Origin of the sequence: Cytobacillus sp. FSL R5-0377, from assembly GCF_038004385.1 — a bacterium.
In the GTDB taxonomy this organism is placed as follows: domain Bacteria; phylum Bacillota; class Bacilli; order Bacillales; family Cytobacillaceae; genus Cytobacillus.
In genome coordinates this window covers 4,737,880-4,757,150 of the sequence record NZ_JBBORA010000001.1, presented here as the reverse complement: position 1 = coordinate 4,757,150, position 19,271 = coordinate 4,737,880, and the positions used below count along the sequence as shown (strand labels likewise).

Here is a 19,271-nt window from a genome sequence, read left to right as displayed (position 1 = left end):
ATAGTTAAATGCATGTTACTCACTCCTTTTACCCAGTCCCACGCCTTTTAAGACAATCCGCCATACCATTTAATCGTCACTGCGGTATTCCAGGATATCGCCAGGCTGGCAGTCCAGTGCTTTGCAAATGGCCTCCAAAGTGGAAAATCTGATCGCCTTCGCCTTTCCATTTTTCAAGATAGAAAGATTGGCCATGGTGATTCCTACATTTTCTGAAAGTTCCGTTACACTCATTTTCCTTTTTGCCAGCATCACATCTAAATTAATTATGATTGTCATGTTCTCACCTCAGACCGTTAAATCATTTTCTGATTTGATATCTATTGCCTCTTTCAGGAGTTTCTGCAGAACAGCTGCAAAAACGGCAATCACCATTGAAGCAAAAGGAACAACCAATCCGACGAAGATGACCCCTGGGGCGTCGTCTAGTTCTGCAAAAATATAGAAGAGCGGCAGCACCAGTACATGCAAACAGGCAATCATGATGGCACAATATTTAATTTTCTTTAATGCGGCGACAGATAAATCAGAGAAAGCTTTATTTTTATCAATGTAGCGCAAAAGCTTGAAAGCCTGGTAAAGCGCATAATAAAAAGGGATCGTCGACCCATAGAACACGATGTAAACCCAATATTGAAAAAATGCAAACTCCGGCAGCATTTTCCCTGCCTCTTTTCCCAGTTCTGGCACCAGAAAAATACACAGTAAGAGAATCGGAACTCCTAATAGAATAACGGCTATTTTTAAAAACAGCGTTGTAACCTTTTCCATATAAAACACCTCATTTCTTATTTTCAATTTGATTTTAAACTATAATTTATCGTTTTTCAATAAATTTTTAACGTTTCTTATTATTATTTTGTTGATAAATAAAAAACATCACCCTTTTAGGATGATTTTTTATTATTTAAACACATAAAAACCCAATTCAAAAGTTTGAATTGGGTTTTACTTATATGGAGTACCTGGAGCATAGTAATACGGCGGCACCTTCAGCCATCCCCGCTTTTTCATCAGTGTTTTTAATGTGCCGCCAAATACCGTCCATTCTAAAAAAAATTCAGTCCACATATTGCCTACATCATTTCGGACAGAGTCTGATTGTCCTTTGGCACACGCTGTGGAACACGTCACCAATTTAAATGCGACGCCATTAGTAATTTCATCATCCGTAAGCTTTACTCCTAATGGAACCTCATTTGGAGAAGTATGCGGTTTTGCCGATGCTGTATCTGGCAAGGGAATTCCTTCTTTTCTCATAAAGGCACTTATTTTTTTGACCTGGGACTCACATATTTTTACTACATCGTTAAGCATTTCTATCACTTCATCATCTGTCGTCGTATTAAATCCAATTTCTTCGTACCGTAAAAATTCTTCCACTAAGGTTAAATACGACCATATATCCCCAACTTCTAATACATGCAAGGGAGATTTAGGTTCGTTTGTATTATCCAGGGCAACTCTGAGCATATTAAAAATTGCTTCTAAAGGATTTGCCATTTTCTTTACCTCCTATCCTGTATAGGTTGTGTATAGGATTAGAAAAAATTCATAACTTCCGTTAGATTCAAGCAAAGCCTTTGGAAAAGAAGAATCTTATAGTGAGGGAGATTAGTCATGGGGTTTGAAAAAGGACTGGACCAATCTGAACAGGCATATGAACAATACTCAAAAATAAGCTCCTACTTCGCGAATATCGTGAAGGACGAATTTCTCTTTACATGGCAATGGTGGCTCGGACTTGCTTTGTTTATCGTTCCCTGGCTGATTTGGTTCAAATATCGAAAGAAAGACAGCACCGGACGTCTTCTCCTGGCTGGATTGTTGATCATCATCCTATCCCTGACCATAGACCTGGCAGCACTATCATTAGGGTTATGGACCTACCCGATGACCATTATTCCCCTGGCACCTTTTCTATTTTTGCCGTATCACTTTTCATTGGCCCCGGTAGGTGTAATGGCGGCCCTGCAGATAAAGCCGCAAATGAATACATTCTTAAAAGGGATCATCTTCTCTGCCATGGGGGCTTTCGGAGGAATGAATTTATTTAATGCCCTTGATTTTTATAATCCCAAAAGCTGGTCCACTTTATATGACTTTTTCATCTTCCTCACATTATATTACTGCGGGTACTGGATAACGAGAATCGAGGATTTTCAAGAGCTGAAATAAGAAGCTGAAAAAGACTTTCCTTCAGATCAGAAAGTCTTTTTTTTATTGATATTCTGCGGTACAGCATCCGTTGTGACTGCAGGCCCCCCTGCCAATTTCCCGAATGAAGCAAGGCTTGAGGCAATCAGAAATTGTGCACCATAGTAAGTAGTCATGATCAGCACATCTGAATAAACAATATCTGTGACAAACATATTCCAAGAGAGGATGGAATCAGAAATTACAAACAATAAGCTTCCCGCAATAGCCTGCCTGTTTCCAGTTAGGATAGCTGATAAAGCCATTATGGAAATAACGAGCATATAAGCAATCACCGGACCAACTAATGCATGTTCCCCTTTCTCATTTAAAGAAGCTAAAAGCCCGCTGCCAATGATCAAAGAATACAAACCGATAGGTATAATGGCTGCAAGACGCCGCTTTGTCGTCTGAGCCAATTTCAAAAACCCAGATAAATAAAAAAGATGGCCAACCAGAAAGGCCCCAAGTCCGGCAGTAAATGTGACGGCAATGACCCCATCCCCGAGCATGCAGAAAAATAAGCCCGTCATCACTAAACGCATGGCAGGCGTTGGGCTGTGCGGGAGATGACGGAATGCATAAATAATGATGAGTGCCATAGGAATCAGCTTAAAGGTAATTTTGACTGCCAATGGCTCATGAGGAACGATGAAAATATATAAGAATGCCATCAGTCCAATTAAGAAAGGAATAAGCAATTTTTTCAATGATATCCATCTCCCTGTGTTTGTATGGAACCCGCGCATTAGAAAAGCGCAATTGGAATGCTCTTATTTTATTCGATAAAGAATTAAGGAGTCCTTCTCTCCAGCACACTATGTTTGACATTGATCAAAGATAAAAAATCTTTCTTTTCTCGAAATACTTATAAAAAACACTCATATTAAAGTAAATAATTAGGAAATATAGACATAACATGCAGTTAAAAGGGGTTCATTTGCCATGGAGGAAAACAGGATAAAAGATTTCGATCATATAGTCCAAATGGGTAAAAAGGGACAAGAAGCTCTAAATGATTACTGGGTGGAACACAGCATTTACACTTCTTTTGAATACTGGTTTATGATTATGCTATTTTTAGTCCCTCTCATAGTGTTATATTTCAAAATTGATAAAAGTAAACTGTTTTTCATGGGATTCTATGGTTATAGCATTCATATGCTTTTTGGCTATATAGACTTGTTCAATAAAAATTACGGGCTGCTGAATTATCCATTTCCTATGATTCCAATGGTTCCAGGTTTATCCCTTGACTCAAGTTTTGTTCCTGTCACGTTTATGCTGGTTTACCAATGGACATTGAAGCATAAAAAAAATTACTATGTTTATACTGGGCTGACCTCTGCTGTTTTAGCCTTTGCTTTTAAGCCCCTTCTTATCGGTCTCGGTCTTTTCAAGCTATATAGGAGCACGAATTATTTATATCTTTTTGTATGTTACCTCGTCGTAATTATATTAGCTAAGGTGATTATGAACGTTTTTTTATGGACAGAGCGTAAATTTAATCACCATGATCATGCAAATTAAGCATGAAGGATTACCATAAAAAAAGCTGCCGTAAATGGGCAGCATTTTTTTATGTATATAATCAGGCGGCTTATTAGCCTTCCAGCTCAGGTAAGTTTTGATTTCCTTTCAATCGATCCACAATTTTTATAAATCCAACAAACCCTCTAATAGTGAACAAGGTGAAATTCACACTGCCAAAGGTGTGGAAAATAGACCATTTTTTCCACTTGAACAGTCTGGTGTTTTTCTCCATGTACCATTGGGCAATGCTCATTGGAACACTGAAAATTAAGCTTTTGAGCAGGATATTTCTTAACTTGTCATGGTAAGAGATCTTAACCCAAATCACACTTAAAAGCGGGAAAAATAAAATATCATAAACCAGGTTAGTCTTGAAAATCTTTGGAAAAGGACGGACCGGATATTCAACCCTTTTCGTTCCAACAACATAGGCATCAACCAAAGTGGCCAAAACACCTTTCGAGAAGAATACAAGTAAAGTCTCCCTCATTTTCTTCCCTTTAAACATAAAAGGAACTGACACAATGCATAATCCAAGAAGCAGGTTTAATAATTTTTTCTCCATTAAGATCAGCCTTTCCTATTGCAGATATTAATAAATTCACCCATTATGAATTCATTTATTCCTGGACCTGGTATTTGTGTCTGTTTGTAAGCAAATATTGCTCCTGATTGATTTTTTCATGGGAGTGGTCAGGGTTCGGACTCTAACTAGGGTTATTCCGCCTTTTGTGTCAGAAGGTAGACCTGGTTCCGACTCTAGCTACTGGTTTCTCGCTTTTTGTGTCAGAAGGTAGACCAGGTTCCGACTCTAACTGACGGTTTCTCGCTTTTTGTGTCAGAAGTTGGACCAGGTTCCGACTCTAACTAGTGGTGTCTCACTTTTCGTGTCAGAAGTTGAACCAAGTTCGGACTCGAGCTGCCGGTTTCGCGCTTGTTGTGTCAGAAGGTTGCTCTGCTTCTGACTCTTACCCGCGATTTTCCCCCTTTTGTGTCAGAAGGTAGGCAAGGTTCCGACTCTAACTGCTGGTTTCTCGCTTGTTGTGTCAGAAGTTGGACCAGGTTCCGACTCTAACTACTGGTTTCTCGCTTTTTATGTCAGAAGTTGGACCAGGTTCCGACTCTAACTGCTGGTTTCTCGCTTTTTGTGTCAGAAGTTGAACCAGGTTCCGACTCTAACTGCTGGTTTCTCGCTTGTTGTGTCAGAAATTGGACCAGGTTCCGACTCTAGCTAGTGGTGTCTCACTTTTCGTGTCAGAAGTTGAACCAAGTTCGGACTCGAGCTGCCGATTTCTCGCTTTTTGTGTCAGAAGGTAGACCTGGTTCCGACTCTAACTGACGGTTTCTCGCTTTTTGTGTCAGAAGGTTGCTTTGGTTCTGACTCTTACTCACGGGTTTCCCCTTTTTGTGTCAGTAGTTAGGCCAGGTGCCGACTCTAACTGCTGGTTTCTCGCTTTTTATGTCAGAAGTTGGACCAGGTTCCGACTCTAACTGCTGGTTTCTCGCTTTTTATGTCAGAAGTTGGACCAGGTTCCGACTCTAACTACTGGTTTCTCGCTTTTTGTGTCAGAAGTTGGACCAGGTTCCGACTCTAGCTAGTGGTGTCTCACTTTTCGTGTCAGAAGTTGAACCAGGTTCGGACTCGACCTGCCGATTTCTCGCTTGTTGTGTCAGAAGGTTGCTCTGGTTCTGACTCTTACCCGCGATTTTCCCCCTTTTGTGTAAGAAGCTAGATCAGCCACCGACTCAAGCTGACGGTTTCTCGCTTTTTGTGTCTGAAGTTAACCTAAGTTGCGACTCTAACTCACTATTCCCATCCTTTGATGTCCGAAGCTGCCTGATCCTGCATTCCTGTTAAAACAGCCACTCGTAAGCTGTTCGGCTTCTAAGATCAGGTCTCAGCCAGAAAAGCCGCGCCAATGCCATAAATACAACGAACCCTGTTACCATCCTCCCCCACTTTTCATAAAATAGTCCAGAGCTAACTATGGGAGGGGCACATCTGTGACAGTATACAAAGTTTTCCACGGAACCAATTTATTTGCCGCTGCACTCGTTCAACAGTATGGTGTCAGTCTGGAAGCACAAAGATTGCTGACGGATTTCGGAAAAGGGCTGTATCTTACATTCAACTTCAAGCAGGCAGGCAGATGGGCAAGTGTCCGTGCAAGGAACCTGCAGGTATCTGCGGAGTTATTGAAAAAGCTCGGCATCGAGAAAAAGGAATACCTTCATCATCCTGCAGCAAGGATCCCTGCCATCATAAGCTGGGAAATTGATTTAGAAAAATTGACTCAGTTGAACGGGAGGATTTTCCCCTTTCCTGATCAGCCCTCATGGAAAAAGGAAAAAGCGATCTGGGAGGCCCTAGTCCTTAAATGCCGCAAAGGACATTCTCATAGCTATGATTTTGTTTATGGCCCAGTGGCAGGCGGACATTTTGAGCACGAAGAAAAGCTGACAGTATCAAAAACGAAAGATCAATTATCCCTCCATTGTGAACAGGCCATCCAATGTCTATCAAACATGAAAATCATCCCCGTCCTGGTTGAACAAGATTACAGGAAGCACGAACCGGAACTATGGAAAAGAATTCAAATGGCTTGCCTGGAAATACAGCCAGACGGATTACTCATGATTCGCTCACTATCAGATTCCTGGATTTCTTCCATCCACCCCAGCATGCTCTGGAGCGAATCACCTTATTATTGGGCTTTTAGCCTATTAAATGGAACAAATTCTTTATGGCACGATCAGTATGAATCCTGGCTTTTGCAAAAAAGAAATGCCTCTATTTCTTTTTAAGAAATTCCTCAAACAGCTTACAATCTTTCACTGTACAGGACGTGACAAGCTTCTTTCCTTTTTCAGTATTAAAAATATAATAATTATCAGCGAGGTCCCGGACCTGGATAAACGTTTTTGGAACCAGCTTATGTGTATTCGCGATGACTTTATCGGGAACAGCCCTTCCATCCTTCCGCGCCCGCTCAGCAGCGCGTTTCCTGGCTATTGAAAGTGAAGCATCTGCAATGTATAAATGAATGCCATACCCAGCCTTTTTCAGTTTAGTAAACAGGCTTTTATATTTTTTCGGCTTCGCCATTGTGCTTTCATAAACAAAACTCCTCCTTTTCTGAATCAGCTGATTGACCAGTTCATCACGAATATCACAAGACTCTTTATGAACCAAAAGAGCCGCCTTCTGAGGATACGTTTCTTTATAGATTTGATATTCAGGAATATATAGCTTTATCTCATCAGGATCCACCTGCACGGCACGAGACATGAGGTGCTGGTTTTCTTTTACGATGGTTTCTCTAAGAACGGATTTTCCTGTGCCGCTCCCGCCTCCAAAAAAGAATGCCTGTGGATTAATCTCATTGCCCTGAAAAGTGTTCTTTTGAAGTTCGGCTAAAATTTTCTGATGCAAAGCCCTTCTACCTGAAAGATAAGCTCCGTCCGCTTTTGAAAAAAGTGTCTTCGTATCTTTTATATTTGAGCTTTTCCCGCCCCTTGCATCCTTGTAAAAGATTTTTCCCATCCAGTTGCGAAATAGCAAATCAATCACCTCAGAAAAGCTTATGTATGCACCAAGAATGTATATGCAGTAGAACTGCACTAAATAAAAAAGACGCTTTCTCATAAAGAAAAAGCGCCTCGCATTCATTCGGTCGGATAAAGTTCCTGATAGGTTTCTACTGTAAGTTTTATTAAATCCTTAAGTACATCAGTATTGATATCAGCTAATTTATTTACATATATACAGGCCTTGCTCTTCGTGTACTTACCGAAGCCCTCTAATAATTTTTCTCGCTCCTCACTTTCATAGGACAAATATAGACTTATTTTCGCCTTTCTTGGTGAAAACCCCGCTAAAGGTGCATCCCCTTCGCGCCCTGATGCATACTTATAGTGGTACTTGCCAAAGCCTATAATACTGGGTCCCCACATTTTTGCTTCGTACCCAGTTACCTCCTCGAAAATTTCTAACAGCTGATAGGCATCTGCCTTCTTCTTCTCATTTTCCACACTTTCAATAAATTCAATTACACTTTTATTGGTTTCTTTCATCTTCGGTTCTGACATTTATTCGCTCTCCTATTCACTGAGTAGGTGTATTTTCTAATCCTTCTTCATTTTTCACTAATATATTCGTTAGATATACTCCATTCTCCTACCTTATTTCACTATACCTCCCTTTTTGTCAAATAAAAAACCGCTACATTCGGCAGCTGATTCATGGAAAGATATTATAGTAATCCTAACTTGGAACATAAGCGGTAGAAATAATATAAACCGCTTAACTGTTTTTGATTGCGTTTATTTAAAAGCACCTGGCACTCCTCGATTATATCCTTTACCCCTTCAACATTGTAATCCTCCAGATTTCTGATATTTCTCTTTAATTGAACCACTTTGTTTGAATATACAGCACCTTGGGCCACTTTCATTAACAAAACCTTCATAACCTGGTACGAATTAAAGCAGCGATAATGATTAGTTCCCCTCTTCGATTGTATATACCCTTCCTTTTCCCAGTACCTAAGAGTTGAAGCTGGTATACTTGTGTTTAATGAAACATCTTTAATCGGAAGGAGTTTTTCAAAATCTAGATGCTGCAGGTGTTCCTTCACTTGTTCAATGAGAGCTTTGTCCTCATTAGCAGCTTTTTGCGCACTATTGATGATCCAAAGAGCCGCATCCAATTTTTTTCGCTGCAGGGCTTTTAGTACAGCTGCAGTAGTATCTATTCCAAACCCAGGTGACATGGCTACAATACATTCAAAATAGGCCAAGTGTTTCTCAGTATATATCCTATACCCAGCAGGTGAACGTGATGGTTTTGGCACCAATCCCCTCTTCTCATAGCTTCTTAGAGTGCTGGTGCTAATATTTAATTTTTTCGCGATATCTATCGGTCTCATATTTTTCACTGAGCACACCCCTATATTTGATAACTGTACTCCTTTATAAAGTTTAATAGAAAAATACTTGAAATTCCGCGTTATATTTTCAGAAACTTTAGAATTGGCTTTAATGTTGTAAAATTGATGTATAAGACAAAAATAGAGGGAGTTATTTGGCCATGACATACTCAGCCGCAAAAAACAATCTCTGAGGGCATGCATAAATTTATTGGAAAAGAATAGCTTTGAAAGGATGGCGATTTTTATGGCAAATAATCTGCATGGTCCAAATCCGGACGATATATATCCAATTAAAGGAAATCAGAAGGTGCAATTTATTAAAAATACAATTACAAAACCTAACATTCGTGCAGGTGAATACTCCTATTACGATACCAGAAATGGCGAAACCTTTGAAGATCAGGTGTTATATCATTATGAGTTTTTCGGAGACCAGCTTATTATAGGGAAATTTTGTGCGATAGCACCCGGTGTTACATTTATTATGAATGGAGCCAACCATCGAATGGATGGCTTCTCAACCTACCCTTTCAATATTTTCAAAAACGGCTGGGAGAAGTATACACCGACTTTGGATCAGCTGCCATTTAAAGGGGATACCATCATCGGGAATGATGTTTGGATTGGAATGGATACAGTTATTATGCCGGGGATTAAGATCGGAGATGGAGCCATTATTGCCGCCAAATCGGTGATAACGCAAGATGTGGAACCTTACACGATTGTTGGGGGAAATCCTGCAAAGAAAATTAGGAAGCGTTTTTCAGAGGAAATGATTGCTGAATTGATGGAATTGAAATGGTGGGATTTAGATATTGAGATAATTTCTGCTCATATTGATGTGATTGTAAATGGTGATTTAGAAAAACTAAGAAGTTTAAAAAATACTAAATAAGAAGGTTAATAGTTTTAATAGGGAGGAATATCAATGGCTCCATTTATTGTATTGATTGGTTCATTCCTGTTTTTTCGCTTAATTGGATTATTAGGTGTTGCTTATTTGGATGGCTGGGAACCTTCTCTGCGAATCGCTGTTGCCCTTTTGTTCTTATTTGCGGCATCAGCGCATTGGGGAAAGCGGCGACCCGATCTTATCAAAATGGTGCCCCCTGCTTTTCCAAAACCAGGTCTCATCGTTACTATAACTGGAATACTCGAAATTATCGGTGCAATAGGACTGTTGATTCCAATTACTTCAAGCCTTGCTGCAGCAGGATTGGCTTTATTGCTTATTGCTATGTTTCCGGCCAACATTTACGCTGCTCGAAAAGGGAGCAGCATGGGCGGAAAACCAATTACTTCGCTTTTCCCTCGAACGATAATACAAATTATATTTATTACAGCTGTTATTCTTCTTATATAGCAGTAAAAACATCCGCCAGCTTTTGGCGGATTTTTTCTTTCGGCTCTTTTCGCACAAATTTTTGCTATTTATAAAAGATTGGCTTTATAAGTTTCATGGTGTACCTCTATTGATTTAACCTCTCCAGCAATGCTATAAAAAATCAAATACCATTACGGTTAACTTTCTGAGTTAGATTTCAGGTTGTCAAATATCATTCTATTTAAATAATCTATTTTGGCAACATCTTTATGATTGTTGTTATAAGCTCGATAACTATCCTTGGATGAAGATTCGTAAACGCGTAAATATTGTTTTGGATTTAGTAAATAATACTCTGCCTCTACATGGTGATGCATCTCTAAATGCTCTAACTGGACTCCTGCGAAACTTGGTAAGGTATCAATAATACCAAACTCAACAGATAATCCCTCTTTCGAAAACTCGTGTTCATGCAAATCTATCAAACGATATCCCAGTGAATTCATAATGCTCACGACATCATTCCAGTTATGTATATTTAATTCGGGTGGCACTTCCCATCCTCTTTTATCCCCAGGGATATGAATATCTAAATCTTGTGCATTCCAACTCTTTCCTGTAACAATCTCTAACCCAACTGATCCCATTAACAATGGTATAATTTCAATGTCATTGAGTTTCCTAGCGACTTTAATAAACTCATTAAACTTGTGATTTTCCATTTAACCCTCCATTTTTCTGCGTTTAGCTGTACGGCTATATATTGTCTTATACAAAAGCCTCAATCTTTACGACAAGAGCCTTCCTTCTAAGGCGCCGTTCCCTTTCACCCGATCCATCGCACTTAATTCAGAATCCTGGTTAAATATCAAAAAGGGCGCTTTCCCCATTGCGCCCCTCTAAAATCTTTTAAATTATAATAAAAAATACTAGTACTACCATTAATATTGCTATGATCACTGACAGCCAGCCAATCTTCATCCTGCTTAACAAACGATCAATGATAAAGAATAAGATAGCAGAACCAAGTCCAAAAACTTGTAATACGGCTCCGCAGCAGCAATGAATGATGAAGGAGGCTATCTCACGAGCAAGAGTTTTTTTAGCTATCACTCTGCTGAGCCAGTCACTGAAGAAGGAAGCTATAACTCCGTACGTAATGGCAAGCATTACGTTTAAATAATATAAATTTAAAAATAAATTTACAAATCGGTTCTCTTCAAACCCGCCAAGGATTGAAAAAAACAATGCAAATAAGAAACTGCTAAGAATAGCAGTTAATATTTTTCTCTTTAATATAATGGCTATTTCCCTCTCTCTACTGTCAATTCTGCTTCATTGTCCAGACAAGGAGCAGCAGAACTGTGCTGCTTTAAGACCAATCCACCCCAGCCCATGAGGATTGCAGCTTTCGCAAAAGAACAATTTGGCCGACATGATACGTATCGTGCATCATGATATTGCTAAGTAGTCGCTCCATAGAGTTACTGTTGGCTGCATACGGAGCTTTTAACTTTTCATCATTAAGTTCTGCAATGACTCCTTTTAAATTACTCAAAACTTCATTAAGACGCTGCACTGTCTGCGTCCATCCAAATTCGTCTTCTGGATCCCCCGGATTTTCAAAGGTTACTTCATTGTCTTCTGCCTTACGCGGATTCTCAGTACCCTTAATTCGATGGATTACGTCCTCATTCCAAAATATCAAGTGATTAACAATCTGCCAAATCGAATTGCTGTTTCCTGAACTTGTCCAAGCTGCCTCAGCTGCAGTGACTTCATGCAGCGCCTGATCTATAGATGCAAACCATTCATTCTCGTGCCAATGAATGTCGAGTTGTTCTTCAAACATGTTAGTTACAACTTGCATACAACCACTCCTCACTGTTAAGTGTAATCACAAAGTCGGTCCAAAAATAGGGTAAGCCCCTGGAAATCACTTTTTTCCATGCTTACCCCTATGACTTATTCGGCTCAGTTTGCTTTTATTCCTTCATTAGGACATAAAACTAATTCATTTTTTTCTGTGGATATTTTAAAAATCTAAAAAAATATACATCCATATTCTATTAACCATTTCATTACAAATGAAAAATTAGGATCATATATCCTCCAGTCTATTCATAAGAACCTCATTAAAATATTATTATTCGAATACTAGAGTATGGAAGACTCGAAAGCATGGAAAAATCATTAGTATTGTATATATCCATTTTCATGCCTCCGAGGAATTTATATTAATATCAATAATATCCCCTCCGTATTTTTGTGTTAGAAATCTTTCTCTATATAAGTAGTAGGCAGCTTCACAAACTTTATCTGTATAATAAATATTATAACCTCCACCTATAATTGCTCCTGTTGCAGGAACGATTTGAGCTAGCTTAGCTTTGGTTAACCTTTGGCCCAGTTTCTCTGCAATGTTCTTAATCATATTTACAAAGATATGTTCTTCTAATTGAGCCCATGTTCTTTTCCGTGCAATTTCTTGTGATATTTTAATCAATTGAGCTCTTTGCAACTTGTTTTGAGGCGTCACTTGGGCTAGAAGCAAGACCTAGAATATTTAAAGCAAATAATCTTTCGTGCTGTATGTTAATGTCAAATTCATAATACGTGGCATACTCCCCGATTGCTCGTAAGTTTAATCCTAGTAAAGCCACTATATCAACAGGGATACCAGCTATTCCTACAAATCCTGCAGCTGCCCCTTCAGTACCCGCTAAGGTTTTGTACTTTCCAGCTAACATTCCAACCACTCTATCAACATCGTTTAAATCTAGGGAAAAAATATTATTGCCCTTTGTAACTTCATGACCTTTTTGACGAAACTCTTTATAAATAGCATCGCTCCTTACAGACCATTGAGCACCTTCGTTAATAAGATTAATAATACCTCCAATGGACTTTTGGATAGCCACTTCTACACCTGGGACCTTGTTTACTAGTTTATAACCTTGATCAAAAGGAAGATTAATACATTCATAATTTTACTAATTGCGGTCTCACTTGGATTTTTCCAATCCACTATTTCTTCCAATATCTTCATTTCATATTCAGATGGTTTTTATTTACCAATTAAAGTATCCCCTTATTTGTATTATTTTAAGTTACTAGGAATAATAGTAACGTCAATAATAATTATATATGAGTATATGTTACTTTTTGTATGTTCACATCAATTGATACAGGGAGATTAAGGTTATAACAGAACATTAAAGTATTAGCACTGCTTCATGATTACCTTACTTTTAACACGATGTCGTTATCGCAGAGGGATCAATGTTTGTTTGATCCTTATTTTCATTAACAGCGGTCTACTTTCTAAGACAGACATTAACTTCTAAAAAATCAGCTTATATAATACAAACCCAACGATTAATACAACGATCAGTACCGCTGTACCCTTCCACCCCAAACCGCCAGTTAAACCCGTTAAACTCCCATTGCTTCCTCTATTTAGTGAATCGTTTAGCGCAGAAGTTGTTTTTAATTCACTTTGTTTTAGTCGTTCTCTTTTTTCCTCCGGTGTTTCATCTCGATTAGTCATAACAAACACCCCCTGCGAGCTGTTTCTAATGTGAATATATTCTGTATTTAAGCGCTTATACCTTTTATTCCAAGCCTGCCGATTTTCTCATTAACAAAGGCTGCCTGATTTGAGCAGGCAGCTAAGTGTGACACTCACACCACTTTTGAGAATACAAAAAAGACGCCTTCTTAAAGAAATGCGCCCGGTTGGATTATCCTGATTCACCTGAAGTTCATTCATTTTCTAATTGTTTATATATCAATTTTCTATAAAAATGAGAAGCCATTATGATAATGGAGTAAATAAGAGGTAAATTCAATGGATTTTTTATTTTCTCTAAATGCTTTCTAATTAAAAATAGATCAACCATCGACATAGTAAGAAAATTTAATAAGAGTGAAGTAAAGGTTGCTTTTTTAGTCCAGAAAGCAGTTGCTAAGGAAAGTAAAAAACCAAAGAAAGGGCCGACGATAAAATGTTCTTTCCACGATAAAAATTCAGGGAATCCATACCGAACCTTTCTGAGTAAAGCAAATAAATAAACCGTGTTCATCCATGTTACCTGGATAATGTTAAATAAAGAGATAAACATAATGAGAGGTCTTTTTTTCTTGAGCTGTTCATTCCAATAATCATTGCAGTAAAAAGAAATTAAAATGAAACAAAATGTATATCTCGTTTTCCACCACTTGTTTTTGAAAACACCCAAAAATATAAATAGCTTTTCGATTAGAACAAAATACAAGCTAAATAATACCTTCACCCTCCAGCCCAGGTTTAAAACGGTGATAAATAAGGCCGTTACAGGAACATAAAAAAACTGTGACCAAATGGCCCCGAAAATATTATCTAAATTTCTTTGTTTTATAAATTTGGGCTTGTAAACATATCCATCAAAAAGGGCTACAACAATATATTCAAAAATATAGGCCATTCCGGCGTAATTAAGGAAAAGGACCATGTCTCTCTTGCGGTTTCTGCTTTTAACCAGGGTTATAACAAGCATAACTAAATGGATACTTCCCAAAATAATATATGGATACTTATTTACTCGTCTTCTGCTTCTCATATTAGTCCAGCTTCCATTTAGAATTTGTTATATTTTTCTTCATTGGGATCTAATATATGTATCAATTTAATGCTGTGTTCTTCTTCCAATAGACTGCCCCGTTGTTCAAGAAAAATAAGTATTGCATACTCTTCTTCCAATGTAATATCAAATCCACCAATTTTCATTCTATCTGGTTAACTTTCTGGGTCATCCTTCTTACCCTGACATGGCTCCCCTTTTGTACAAAAAGAAAGTCCCCTGGATAAAGACTTACCCCTTATAACAGATATTGAAAAACCAACAGTCGGGCAATATAGGGGGTGATTTTTTATGGCCAAAAAGACCAAATCGCCAATGGGATTTGGTCTGAACGGCTTATTTGGCTTTTCCCTCTATAAAATCTATGCTTTATTATTTATCCCCTCTTAAAATAGGGACCTCTAAAGCAGGCAGGAACTCTTCGAATTCTTCTCTTTTGGATTCCAGCCAAGATGGCAGCATAAGCCTGCTGCCAAGCTCCTTTAGTGGTTCGTCAACCGTAAATCCTGGAGGGTCTGTAGCGATTTCGAACAAAATGCCTCCTTCTTCATGAAAGTAAAGGGCATTGAAGTAATTGCGATCCAAAATCTCTGTTGGATAATAGCCCTTCTCCTGAAGAAGGCTTCTCCACTTTTCATGATCCTCTTCGTCTTTAGCTCTCCAGGCAATATGATGAACTGTACCTGCCCCCATCAAACCTCGAACAGAGGGGGTAAGTTTTATATCGATTGTATTTCCAAGTTCAGCTTCTGATTTAAATCTTAAGAATCCCTCTTCCTGACCGAGGCATTCCAGCCCTAATACATTCTCAAGTACTTCAGCCGTTTTGTTTGGTTTTGCCGAAATCAGGGTTGCTCCTCCAAATCCTTTAATGGCTGCCTCTGGAGGCACGTCTTTAAAAGACCATGTGTTCAAAGGCCCCTCAGACCGCTCTACCAGTTCGATCTCAAGGCCGTCGGGATCCTGGAATTGCAGGTAGGTCTCACCGTAGCGGACCGTTTGTATAAACTTAACGCCAAATTGATTCAGCCGTTTTTTCCAGTGGTCAATTGAATGTTCAGGGATCACATAACTGGTCACCCCGACCTGGCCCGTTCCAATCCGTCCTTTTAGCTGCTTCTCCCACGGGAAGAAGGTCATTATCGTTCCAGGATCACCATTCTCATTTCCAAAATAAAGATGATAGACTTCCGGACGGTCAAAATTAATTGTTTTTTTTACTAGCCTAAGACCGAGTACCCCTGCATAAAAGTCGATATTTCGCTGGGCATCGTTCACCATGGCTGTAATGTGATGGATACCTGAAGTGATTTGCACATTCATCCCTCCCCTGCTTTATGCGTGATTTAAAATTTACTTTGGTCTTTCGATAGAAAATATATCTCCTATTTTTGCATATTGATTGCCAGCCAAACGGCTTACTGCAGCGAGCCCTCCTGGATCAATTCTTCCTTTTTCATAGATGTTTTCATCAATATGAAATTGAACAACTTTTCCAATGATAAGATCACAGCCAGGGGTATCCACACCCCCTATTCGAAGCGATTGTTCCAGGGTACACTCCATACGGATTTTCGCTTCCATCACTCCAGGTACGGATATTTTCGTACTTTCTGCAGGAGTCAATTGCGCTAATTCTATTTCACTTTGTTCAGGAGGCAAAGCTGCTGCTGTTTTATTTATTTTTTCTACATTCTCTTTATCGACAATATGAACAACAAATTCCTTTGTGCTGATAATATTTCTTGCCGTATCCTTCTGGGTTCCTTCATTCCGTTGAATCGCCAAGGATATCATGGGGGGATTGGATGTTACGATGTTGAAATAACTGAATGGTGCCCCATTCAATATACCTTCATTGGATACAGTGGTTACAAAAGCAATAGGCCTTGGTATGATGCTTCCTATTAAAAATTTGTAATTTTCTCTTTCACTATTGTCTGATGGGTCAATTGAAATCATAACAAGCATCACCTCTCAATCCAATTCCCTGACTGTTAACGGAAGCAAAAGACTTTCAATCTTTTCCCTTTGCATCTCATATTGTTCAGGAAGCATTAATTTCCTGCCCATTGTTTCCTGGGTTTCATCAAGGGCAAACCCTGGAGGATCAGTAGCAATTTCAAATAAAATATTCCCATATTCCCTAAAATAAATAGCATTAAAATAATTGCGGTCTCGAACTGGTGTAACTTCATATCCATTTTCGGCAACATACTTTTGCCAATCCAATTGATCCTGATTATCCACTGCCCTCCAGGCGATATGATGGACCGTTCCCACACCCAATCGCCCCCGTCCAACTGGAGTTAATTTAAGATCGATGATGTTTCCAATATCAGCAGAAGACCGGTAACGGAGAAAATCCCCTTCCTGACCTGCAACTTCAAGCCCCATAATGTTTTCCAGCAGATCAGCGGTCTTCGCTGGCTGTGTTGATAAGAGAACTGCACCGCCAAATCCTTTTATTGCTGTTTCAGGTGTAACCTCTCCGAAAGTCCAGGAATTTCCTTCCCCTTCTTCTCTTTCAACCATCTCCAAATGAAGTCCATGAGGATCATCAAATTCCAGATATTGCTCACCAAATCGTTCCATTTTTGTATAAGGAACATTAAATTTTTCAAGCCTATCTTCCCAGAACTTCATGGCACCTGGCGGAATGACATACGAAGTGACTCCTGCCTGGCCGTCGCCAATAGTCCCTTGACGCGCACCTCCCCAAGGAAAGAATGTAATGATTGTTCCTGGTTTGCCGCCCTCATTTCCAAAGTAAAGGTGATAGGTGCCTGGATCATCAAAATTGACCGTTTGCTTGACTAAACGCAATCCTAAAACTCCTGCATAGAAATCTGCATTCTCTTGAGGATGGCCAACGATTGCCGTTATATGATGAATCCCCATTGTTTTTTTACTCATAATTTTCACACTCCCCTACAATCACCCCGGTAAATGTTCTCCCTGACATGTTCGCTTTATTTTAGCTATATACTTATCATCTTCCTCAGACTCTAGAACAATCGAACAAACACAGAATTCTTGTTGGTTAACTTATAATCTTGTCGGCTGTAAGCAGAATGTTCCATGATGAATAAGAGGGCTCCTATTGCATGCAGGGATCCCCTATTCTCAAACGATTAGTCAGATGCCTAACCTGCTATCAATTCAGTAATACAATGTTTTATACAAGCTGAAAAGGAACAAAGATTAACAAACGAAAAGCATACTCTTAATAATTTTCATTCGAGGTCTTTTAGAATAAAAGGAAATCCAATGCATATCGGCCAGGGCCAATTAATGCGATACCTATGGCTACAGAGATTAAAGTTAAGTTATATTCATATCCATTAGATGTTGCCCATAAGCCATTTGAACCATGCACCTTTACGATTGCCATTAACATAGTTCCCGCAATCATTAGCGATGCCAATGGTGTTAAAAATCCTAAAGTAAACAAAATTCCCCCGATTAGTTCTGCTAGCCCTGCGAAAAGGGCCATTATTACTCCTGGCTTCATTCCAATGGAGTCAAACCAGCCTCCGGTTCCCTTTAATCCATGGCCCCCAAACCAGCCAAATAATTTTTGAGCTCCGTGACCAATGAATAATACGCCAATTACAAGTCTAATAATGAATAAGCCTAAGTCCATCATATTAAATTCCTCTTAATGTTATTTATCTCGAATTCAAGATATGTGACAAAAATTTAGTGACCTTTTACTTTCTTTTCCGTAAGCTGGCTAATGCCACAATTAAATTAACTAAGTGAATTTTTTGTTTCTTTTTGGAACCGATTTCCGCTATCTGGATAAAATGATTTACCAAATAGGTTTAACATTTTGTTTTCTTTGAGCACTCTTTAATTTTTCTGGAGTTACATCATCTCCTATAGGATCAATGACGGTTGTGTTTAATAGCAGTTCTTCCATAGATCCTCGGAATTTTTGAATATATTGACTGCGCAAAATGACTAATTCATCATTTTCAACTTGTGTTAAGCCTTCCTTTTTTCTTTTGCCTGCAAGTTCGTTTATTCGTATTAACATTTCATGCATAAGAATTACTCCTTTCCAGAAATAATTCGATCAAATATCTCGAAATCAGATATCTTGAATTAAAGATAATTTATTTTATTAAATTTGTCAACACTCCTCTCCTAATTATGCAATTTATCATTGTTTTTCGCCTCTGGAATGATAATAGCCCAAAAGTTTGCAGTTCTTTACCAACACGTTTTGTTATTCTTTGTGATGATCTGATGTTTTTAAAGCAGAGTTCAGACACTTGGATTATTTGACGAGGATAATGATATTCACTAAAAACGGCTCCATAAGTCTATGAACCTTCCGCATGATCGCGTACGATTCCTGTTATCGTTAACATCATAAACCGCACCTCCTTTTATATCGCCATCCGTTCATAATTTTTTCCAAAACCGGAAACAATAAGCGAAATACGACACATAAACAATAGTGCTCTTTGGGCTTTCTTTCAAAGTCGCTTTAAAGAATGAATTTCTCCGAATGGGAAAATCAGGGACATTAAATTGGAACCTGGTATGCTGGTTAGTACGCCCCCATGCTGTATCGTTCTGACGAAAAAACTGCACTTAAGCGATATTATCTGCCAAAGGCTGCAGTTTTGACTGAAGCGATTTAGCTCACATTTG

General features: G+C 38.8%; 24 protein-coding genes. 5 read left to right on the top strand and 19 right to left on the bottom strand.

Annotation, left to right across the window (positions count from 1 at the left end):
• Positions 1 to 69: 69 nt before the first annotated feature.
• From NSQ49_RS24075 to NSQ49_RS24065, 3 genes are all read right to left on the bottom strand, one after another.
• The gene (locus NSQ49_RS24075) at positions 70 to 279 is read right to left on the bottom strand and encodes a helix-turn-helix domain-containing protein (RefSeq protein WP_159865584.1); all 210 of its coding nucleotides are present in this window, start codon (positions 277 to 279) and stop codon (positions 70 to 72) included.
• A gap of 9 nt (positions 280 to 288) precedes the next feature.
• Positions 289 to 771: a DUF2975 domain-containing protein gene (locus NSQ49_RS24070; protein WP_251284632.1), complete on the bottom strand. Its 483-nt coding sequence runs from the start codon at positions 769 to 771 to the stop codon at positions 289 to 291.
• A gap of 177 nt (positions 772 to 948) precedes the next feature.
• Positions 949 to 1,503 carry a DUF3231 family protein gene (locus NSQ49_RS24065; RefSeq protein ID WP_251284631.1) on the bottom strand — a complete coding sequence of 185 codons (555 nt, stop codon included), beginning with the start codon at positions 1,501 to 1,503 and terminating at the stop codon, positions 949 to 951.
• Between the two features lie 117 nt (positions 1,504 to 1,620).
• On the opposite strand from NSQ49_RS24065, the gene NSQ49_RS24060 reads away from it, so the two are divergent.
• On the top strand, positions 1,621 to 2,178 hold the full coding sequence (locus NSQ49_RS24060) for a CBO0543 family protein (protein ID WP_251284630.1): 558 nt from the start codon (positions 1,621 to 1,623) through the stop codon (positions 2,176 to 2,178).
• A gap of 26 nt (positions 2,179 to 2,204) precedes the next feature.
• On the opposite strand, the gene NSQ49_RS24055 is transcribed toward NSQ49_RS24060, so the two are convergent.
• Positions 2,205 to 2,906 (bottom strand): lysoplasmalogenase, encoded by a 702-nt coding sequence (locus NSQ49_RS24055; protein ID WP_251284629.1) that lies wholly within the window; start codon positions 2,904 to 2,906, stop codon positions 2,205 to 2,207.
• A gap of 235 nt (positions 2,907 to 3,141) precedes the next feature.
• Between NSQ49_RS24055 and NSQ49_RS24050 the strand changes: the two genes are divergently transcribed.
• Positions 3,142 to 3,726, top strand: a complete 585-nt coding sequence (locus tag NSQ49_RS24050) for a hypothetical protein (protein WP_251284628.1) — start codon at positions 3,142 to 3,144, stop codon at positions 3,724 to 3,726.
• A 73-nt stretch (positions 3,727 to 3,799) separates the two neighbouring features.
• On the opposite strand, the gene NSQ49_RS24045 is transcribed toward NSQ49_RS24050, so the two are convergent.
• Positions 3,800 to 4,294 (bottom strand): CBO0543 family protein, encoded by a 495-nt coding sequence (locus NSQ49_RS24045; RefSeq protein WP_159865566.1) that lies wholly within the window; start codon positions 4,292 to 4,294, stop codon positions 3,800 to 3,802.
• 1,439 nt (positions 4,295 to 5,733) lie between these two features.
• Between NSQ49_RS24045 and NSQ49_RS24040 the strand changes: the two genes are divergently transcribed.
• Positions 5,734 to 6,534 carry a DUF3990 domain-containing protein gene (locus tag NSQ49_RS24040; RefSeq protein ID WP_251284627.1) on the top strand — a complete coding sequence of 267 codons (801 nt, stop codon included), beginning with the start codon at positions 5,734 to 5,736 and terminating at the stop codon, positions 6,532 to 6,534.
• On the opposite strand, the gene NSQ49_RS24035 is transcribed toward NSQ49_RS24040, so the two are convergent.
• The 3 genes from NSQ49_RS24035 to NSQ49_RS24025 all read right to left on the bottom strand — a co-directional run bounded on the left by NSQ49_RS24035 (position 6,521) and on the right by NSQ49_RS24025 (position 8,657).
• Positions 6,521 to 7,375 (bottom strand): zeta toxin family protein, encoded by an 855-nt coding sequence (locus tag NSQ49_RS24035; RefSeq protein ID WP_159865560.1) that lies wholly within the window; start codon positions 7,373 to 7,375, stop codon positions 6,521 to 6,523. The two genes, NSQ49_RS24040 and NSQ49_RS24035, sit on opposite strands and share 14 nt — an antisense overlap.
• Positions 7,376 to 7,395: 20 nt before the next feature.
• Positions 7,396 to 7,818 (bottom strand): DUF1801 domain-containing protein, encoded by a 423-nt coding sequence (locus tag NSQ49_RS24030; RefSeq protein WP_159865557.1) that lies wholly within the window; start codon positions 7,816 to 7,818, stop codon positions 7,396 to 7,398.
• Positions 7,819 to 7,982: 164 nt separating this feature from the next.
• Entirely contained in the window at positions 7,983 to 8,657 is a 675-nt protein-coding gene (locus NSQ49_RS24025; RefSeq protein ID WP_251284655.1) for a MerR family DNA-binding transcriptional regulator, read from the bottom strand.
• 247 nt (positions 8,658 to 8,904) lie between these two features.
• Between NSQ49_RS24025 and NSQ49_RS24020 the strand changes: the two genes are divergently transcribed.
• Both NSQ49_RS24020 and NSQ49_RS24015 read left to right on the top strand, forming a co-directional pair.
• On the top strand, positions 8,905 to 9,555 hold the full coding sequence (locus tag NSQ49_RS24020; protein ID WP_251284626.1) for a Vat family streptogramin A O-acetyltransferase: 651 nt from the start codon (positions 8,905 to 8,907) through the stop codon (positions 9,553 to 9,555).
• A 33-nt stretch (positions 9,556 to 9,588) separates the two neighbouring features.
• Positions 9,589 to 10,023 carry a DoxX family protein gene (locus tag NSQ49_RS24015; protein ID WP_251284625.1) on the top strand — a complete coding sequence of 145 codons (435 nt, stop codon included), beginning with the start codon at positions 9,589 to 9,591 and terminating at the stop codon, positions 10,021 to 10,023.
• Between the two features lie 158 nt (positions 10,024 to 10,181).
• On the opposite strand, the gene NSQ49_RS24010 is transcribed toward NSQ49_RS24015, so the two are convergent.
• From NSQ49_RS24010 to NSQ49_RS23960, 11 genes are all read right to left on the bottom strand, one after another.
• The gene (locus tag NSQ49_RS24010) at positions 10,182 to 10,706 is read right to left on the bottom strand and encodes a phosphoribosylanthranilate isomerase (RefSeq protein WP_159865545.1); all 525 of its coding nucleotides are present in this window, start codon (positions 10,704 to 10,706) and stop codon (positions 10,182 to 10,184) included.
• A 187-nt stretch (positions 10,707 to 10,893) separates the two neighbouring features.
• The gene (locus NSQ49_RS24005; protein WP_201306543.1) at positions 10,894 to 11,232 is read right to left on the bottom strand and encodes a hypothetical protein; all 339 of its coding nucleotides are present in this window, start codon (positions 11,230 to 11,232) and stop codon (positions 10,894 to 10,896) included.
• Positions 11,233 to 11,356: 124 nt separating this feature from the next.
• A complete protein-coding gene (locus NSQ49_RS24000; RefSeq protein ID WP_251284624.1) occupies positions 11,357 to 11,854 on the bottom strand; it encodes a DinB family protein in 498 nt (165 codons plus the stop codon).
• Between the two features lie 345 nt (positions 11,855 to 12,199).
• A complete protein-coding gene (locus NSQ49_RS23995; RefSeq protein ID WP_251284623.1) occupies positions 12,200 to 12,490 on the bottom strand; it encodes an EcsC family protein in 291 nt (96 codons plus the stop codon).
• Positions 12,483 to 12,905 carry an EcsC family protein gene (locus NSQ49_RS23990; RefSeq protein WP_251284622.1) on the bottom strand — a complete coding sequence of 141 codons (423 nt, stop codon included), beginning with the start codon at positions 12,903 to 12,905 and terminating at the stop codon, positions 12,483 to 12,485. Before NSQ49_RS23990 ends, NSQ49_RS23995 begins: the two co-directional genes overlap by 8 nt.
• A gap of 422 nt (positions 12,906 to 13,327) precedes the next feature.
• Entirely contained in the window at positions 13,328 to 13,534 is a 207-nt protein-coding gene (locus tag NSQ49_RS23985) for a DUF6366 family protein (RefSeq protein WP_251284621.1), read from the bottom strand.
• 1,444 nt (positions 13,535 to 14,978) lie between these two features.
• Entirely contained in the window at positions 14,979 to 15,929 is a 951-nt protein-coding gene (locus NSQ49_RS23980; RefSeq protein ID WP_251284619.1) for a ring-cleaving dioxygenase, read from the bottom strand.
• Between the two features lie 30 nt (positions 15,930 to 15,959).
• The gene (locus NSQ49_RS23975) at positions 15,960 to 16,568 is read right to left on the bottom strand and encodes a flavin reductase family protein (protein WP_251284618.1); all 609 of its coding nucleotides are present in this window, start codon (positions 16,566 to 16,568) and stop codon (positions 15,960 to 15,962) included.
• 15 nt (positions 16,569 to 16,583) lie between these two features.
• The gene (locus NSQ49_RS23970; RefSeq protein WP_251284617.1) at positions 16,584 to 17,522 is read right to left on the bottom strand and encodes a ring-cleaving dioxygenase; all 939 of its coding nucleotides are present in this window, start codon (positions 17,520 to 17,522) and stop codon (positions 16,584 to 16,586) included.
• A 334-nt stretch (positions 17,523 to 17,856) separates the two neighbouring features.
• Entirely contained in the window at positions 17,857 to 18,255 is a 399-nt protein-coding gene (locus tag NSQ49_RS23965) for a DoxX family protein (RefSeq protein WP_251284616.1), read from the bottom strand.
• Between the two features lie 165 nt (positions 18,256 to 18,420).
• On the bottom strand, positions 18,421 to 18,657 hold the full coding sequence (locus NSQ49_RS23960) for a DUF896 domain-containing protein (protein WP_159865524.1): 237 nt from the start codon (positions 18,655 to 18,657) through the stop codon (positions 18,421 to 18,423).
• Between the last annotated feature and the right edge of the window lie 614 nt (positions 18,658 to 19,271).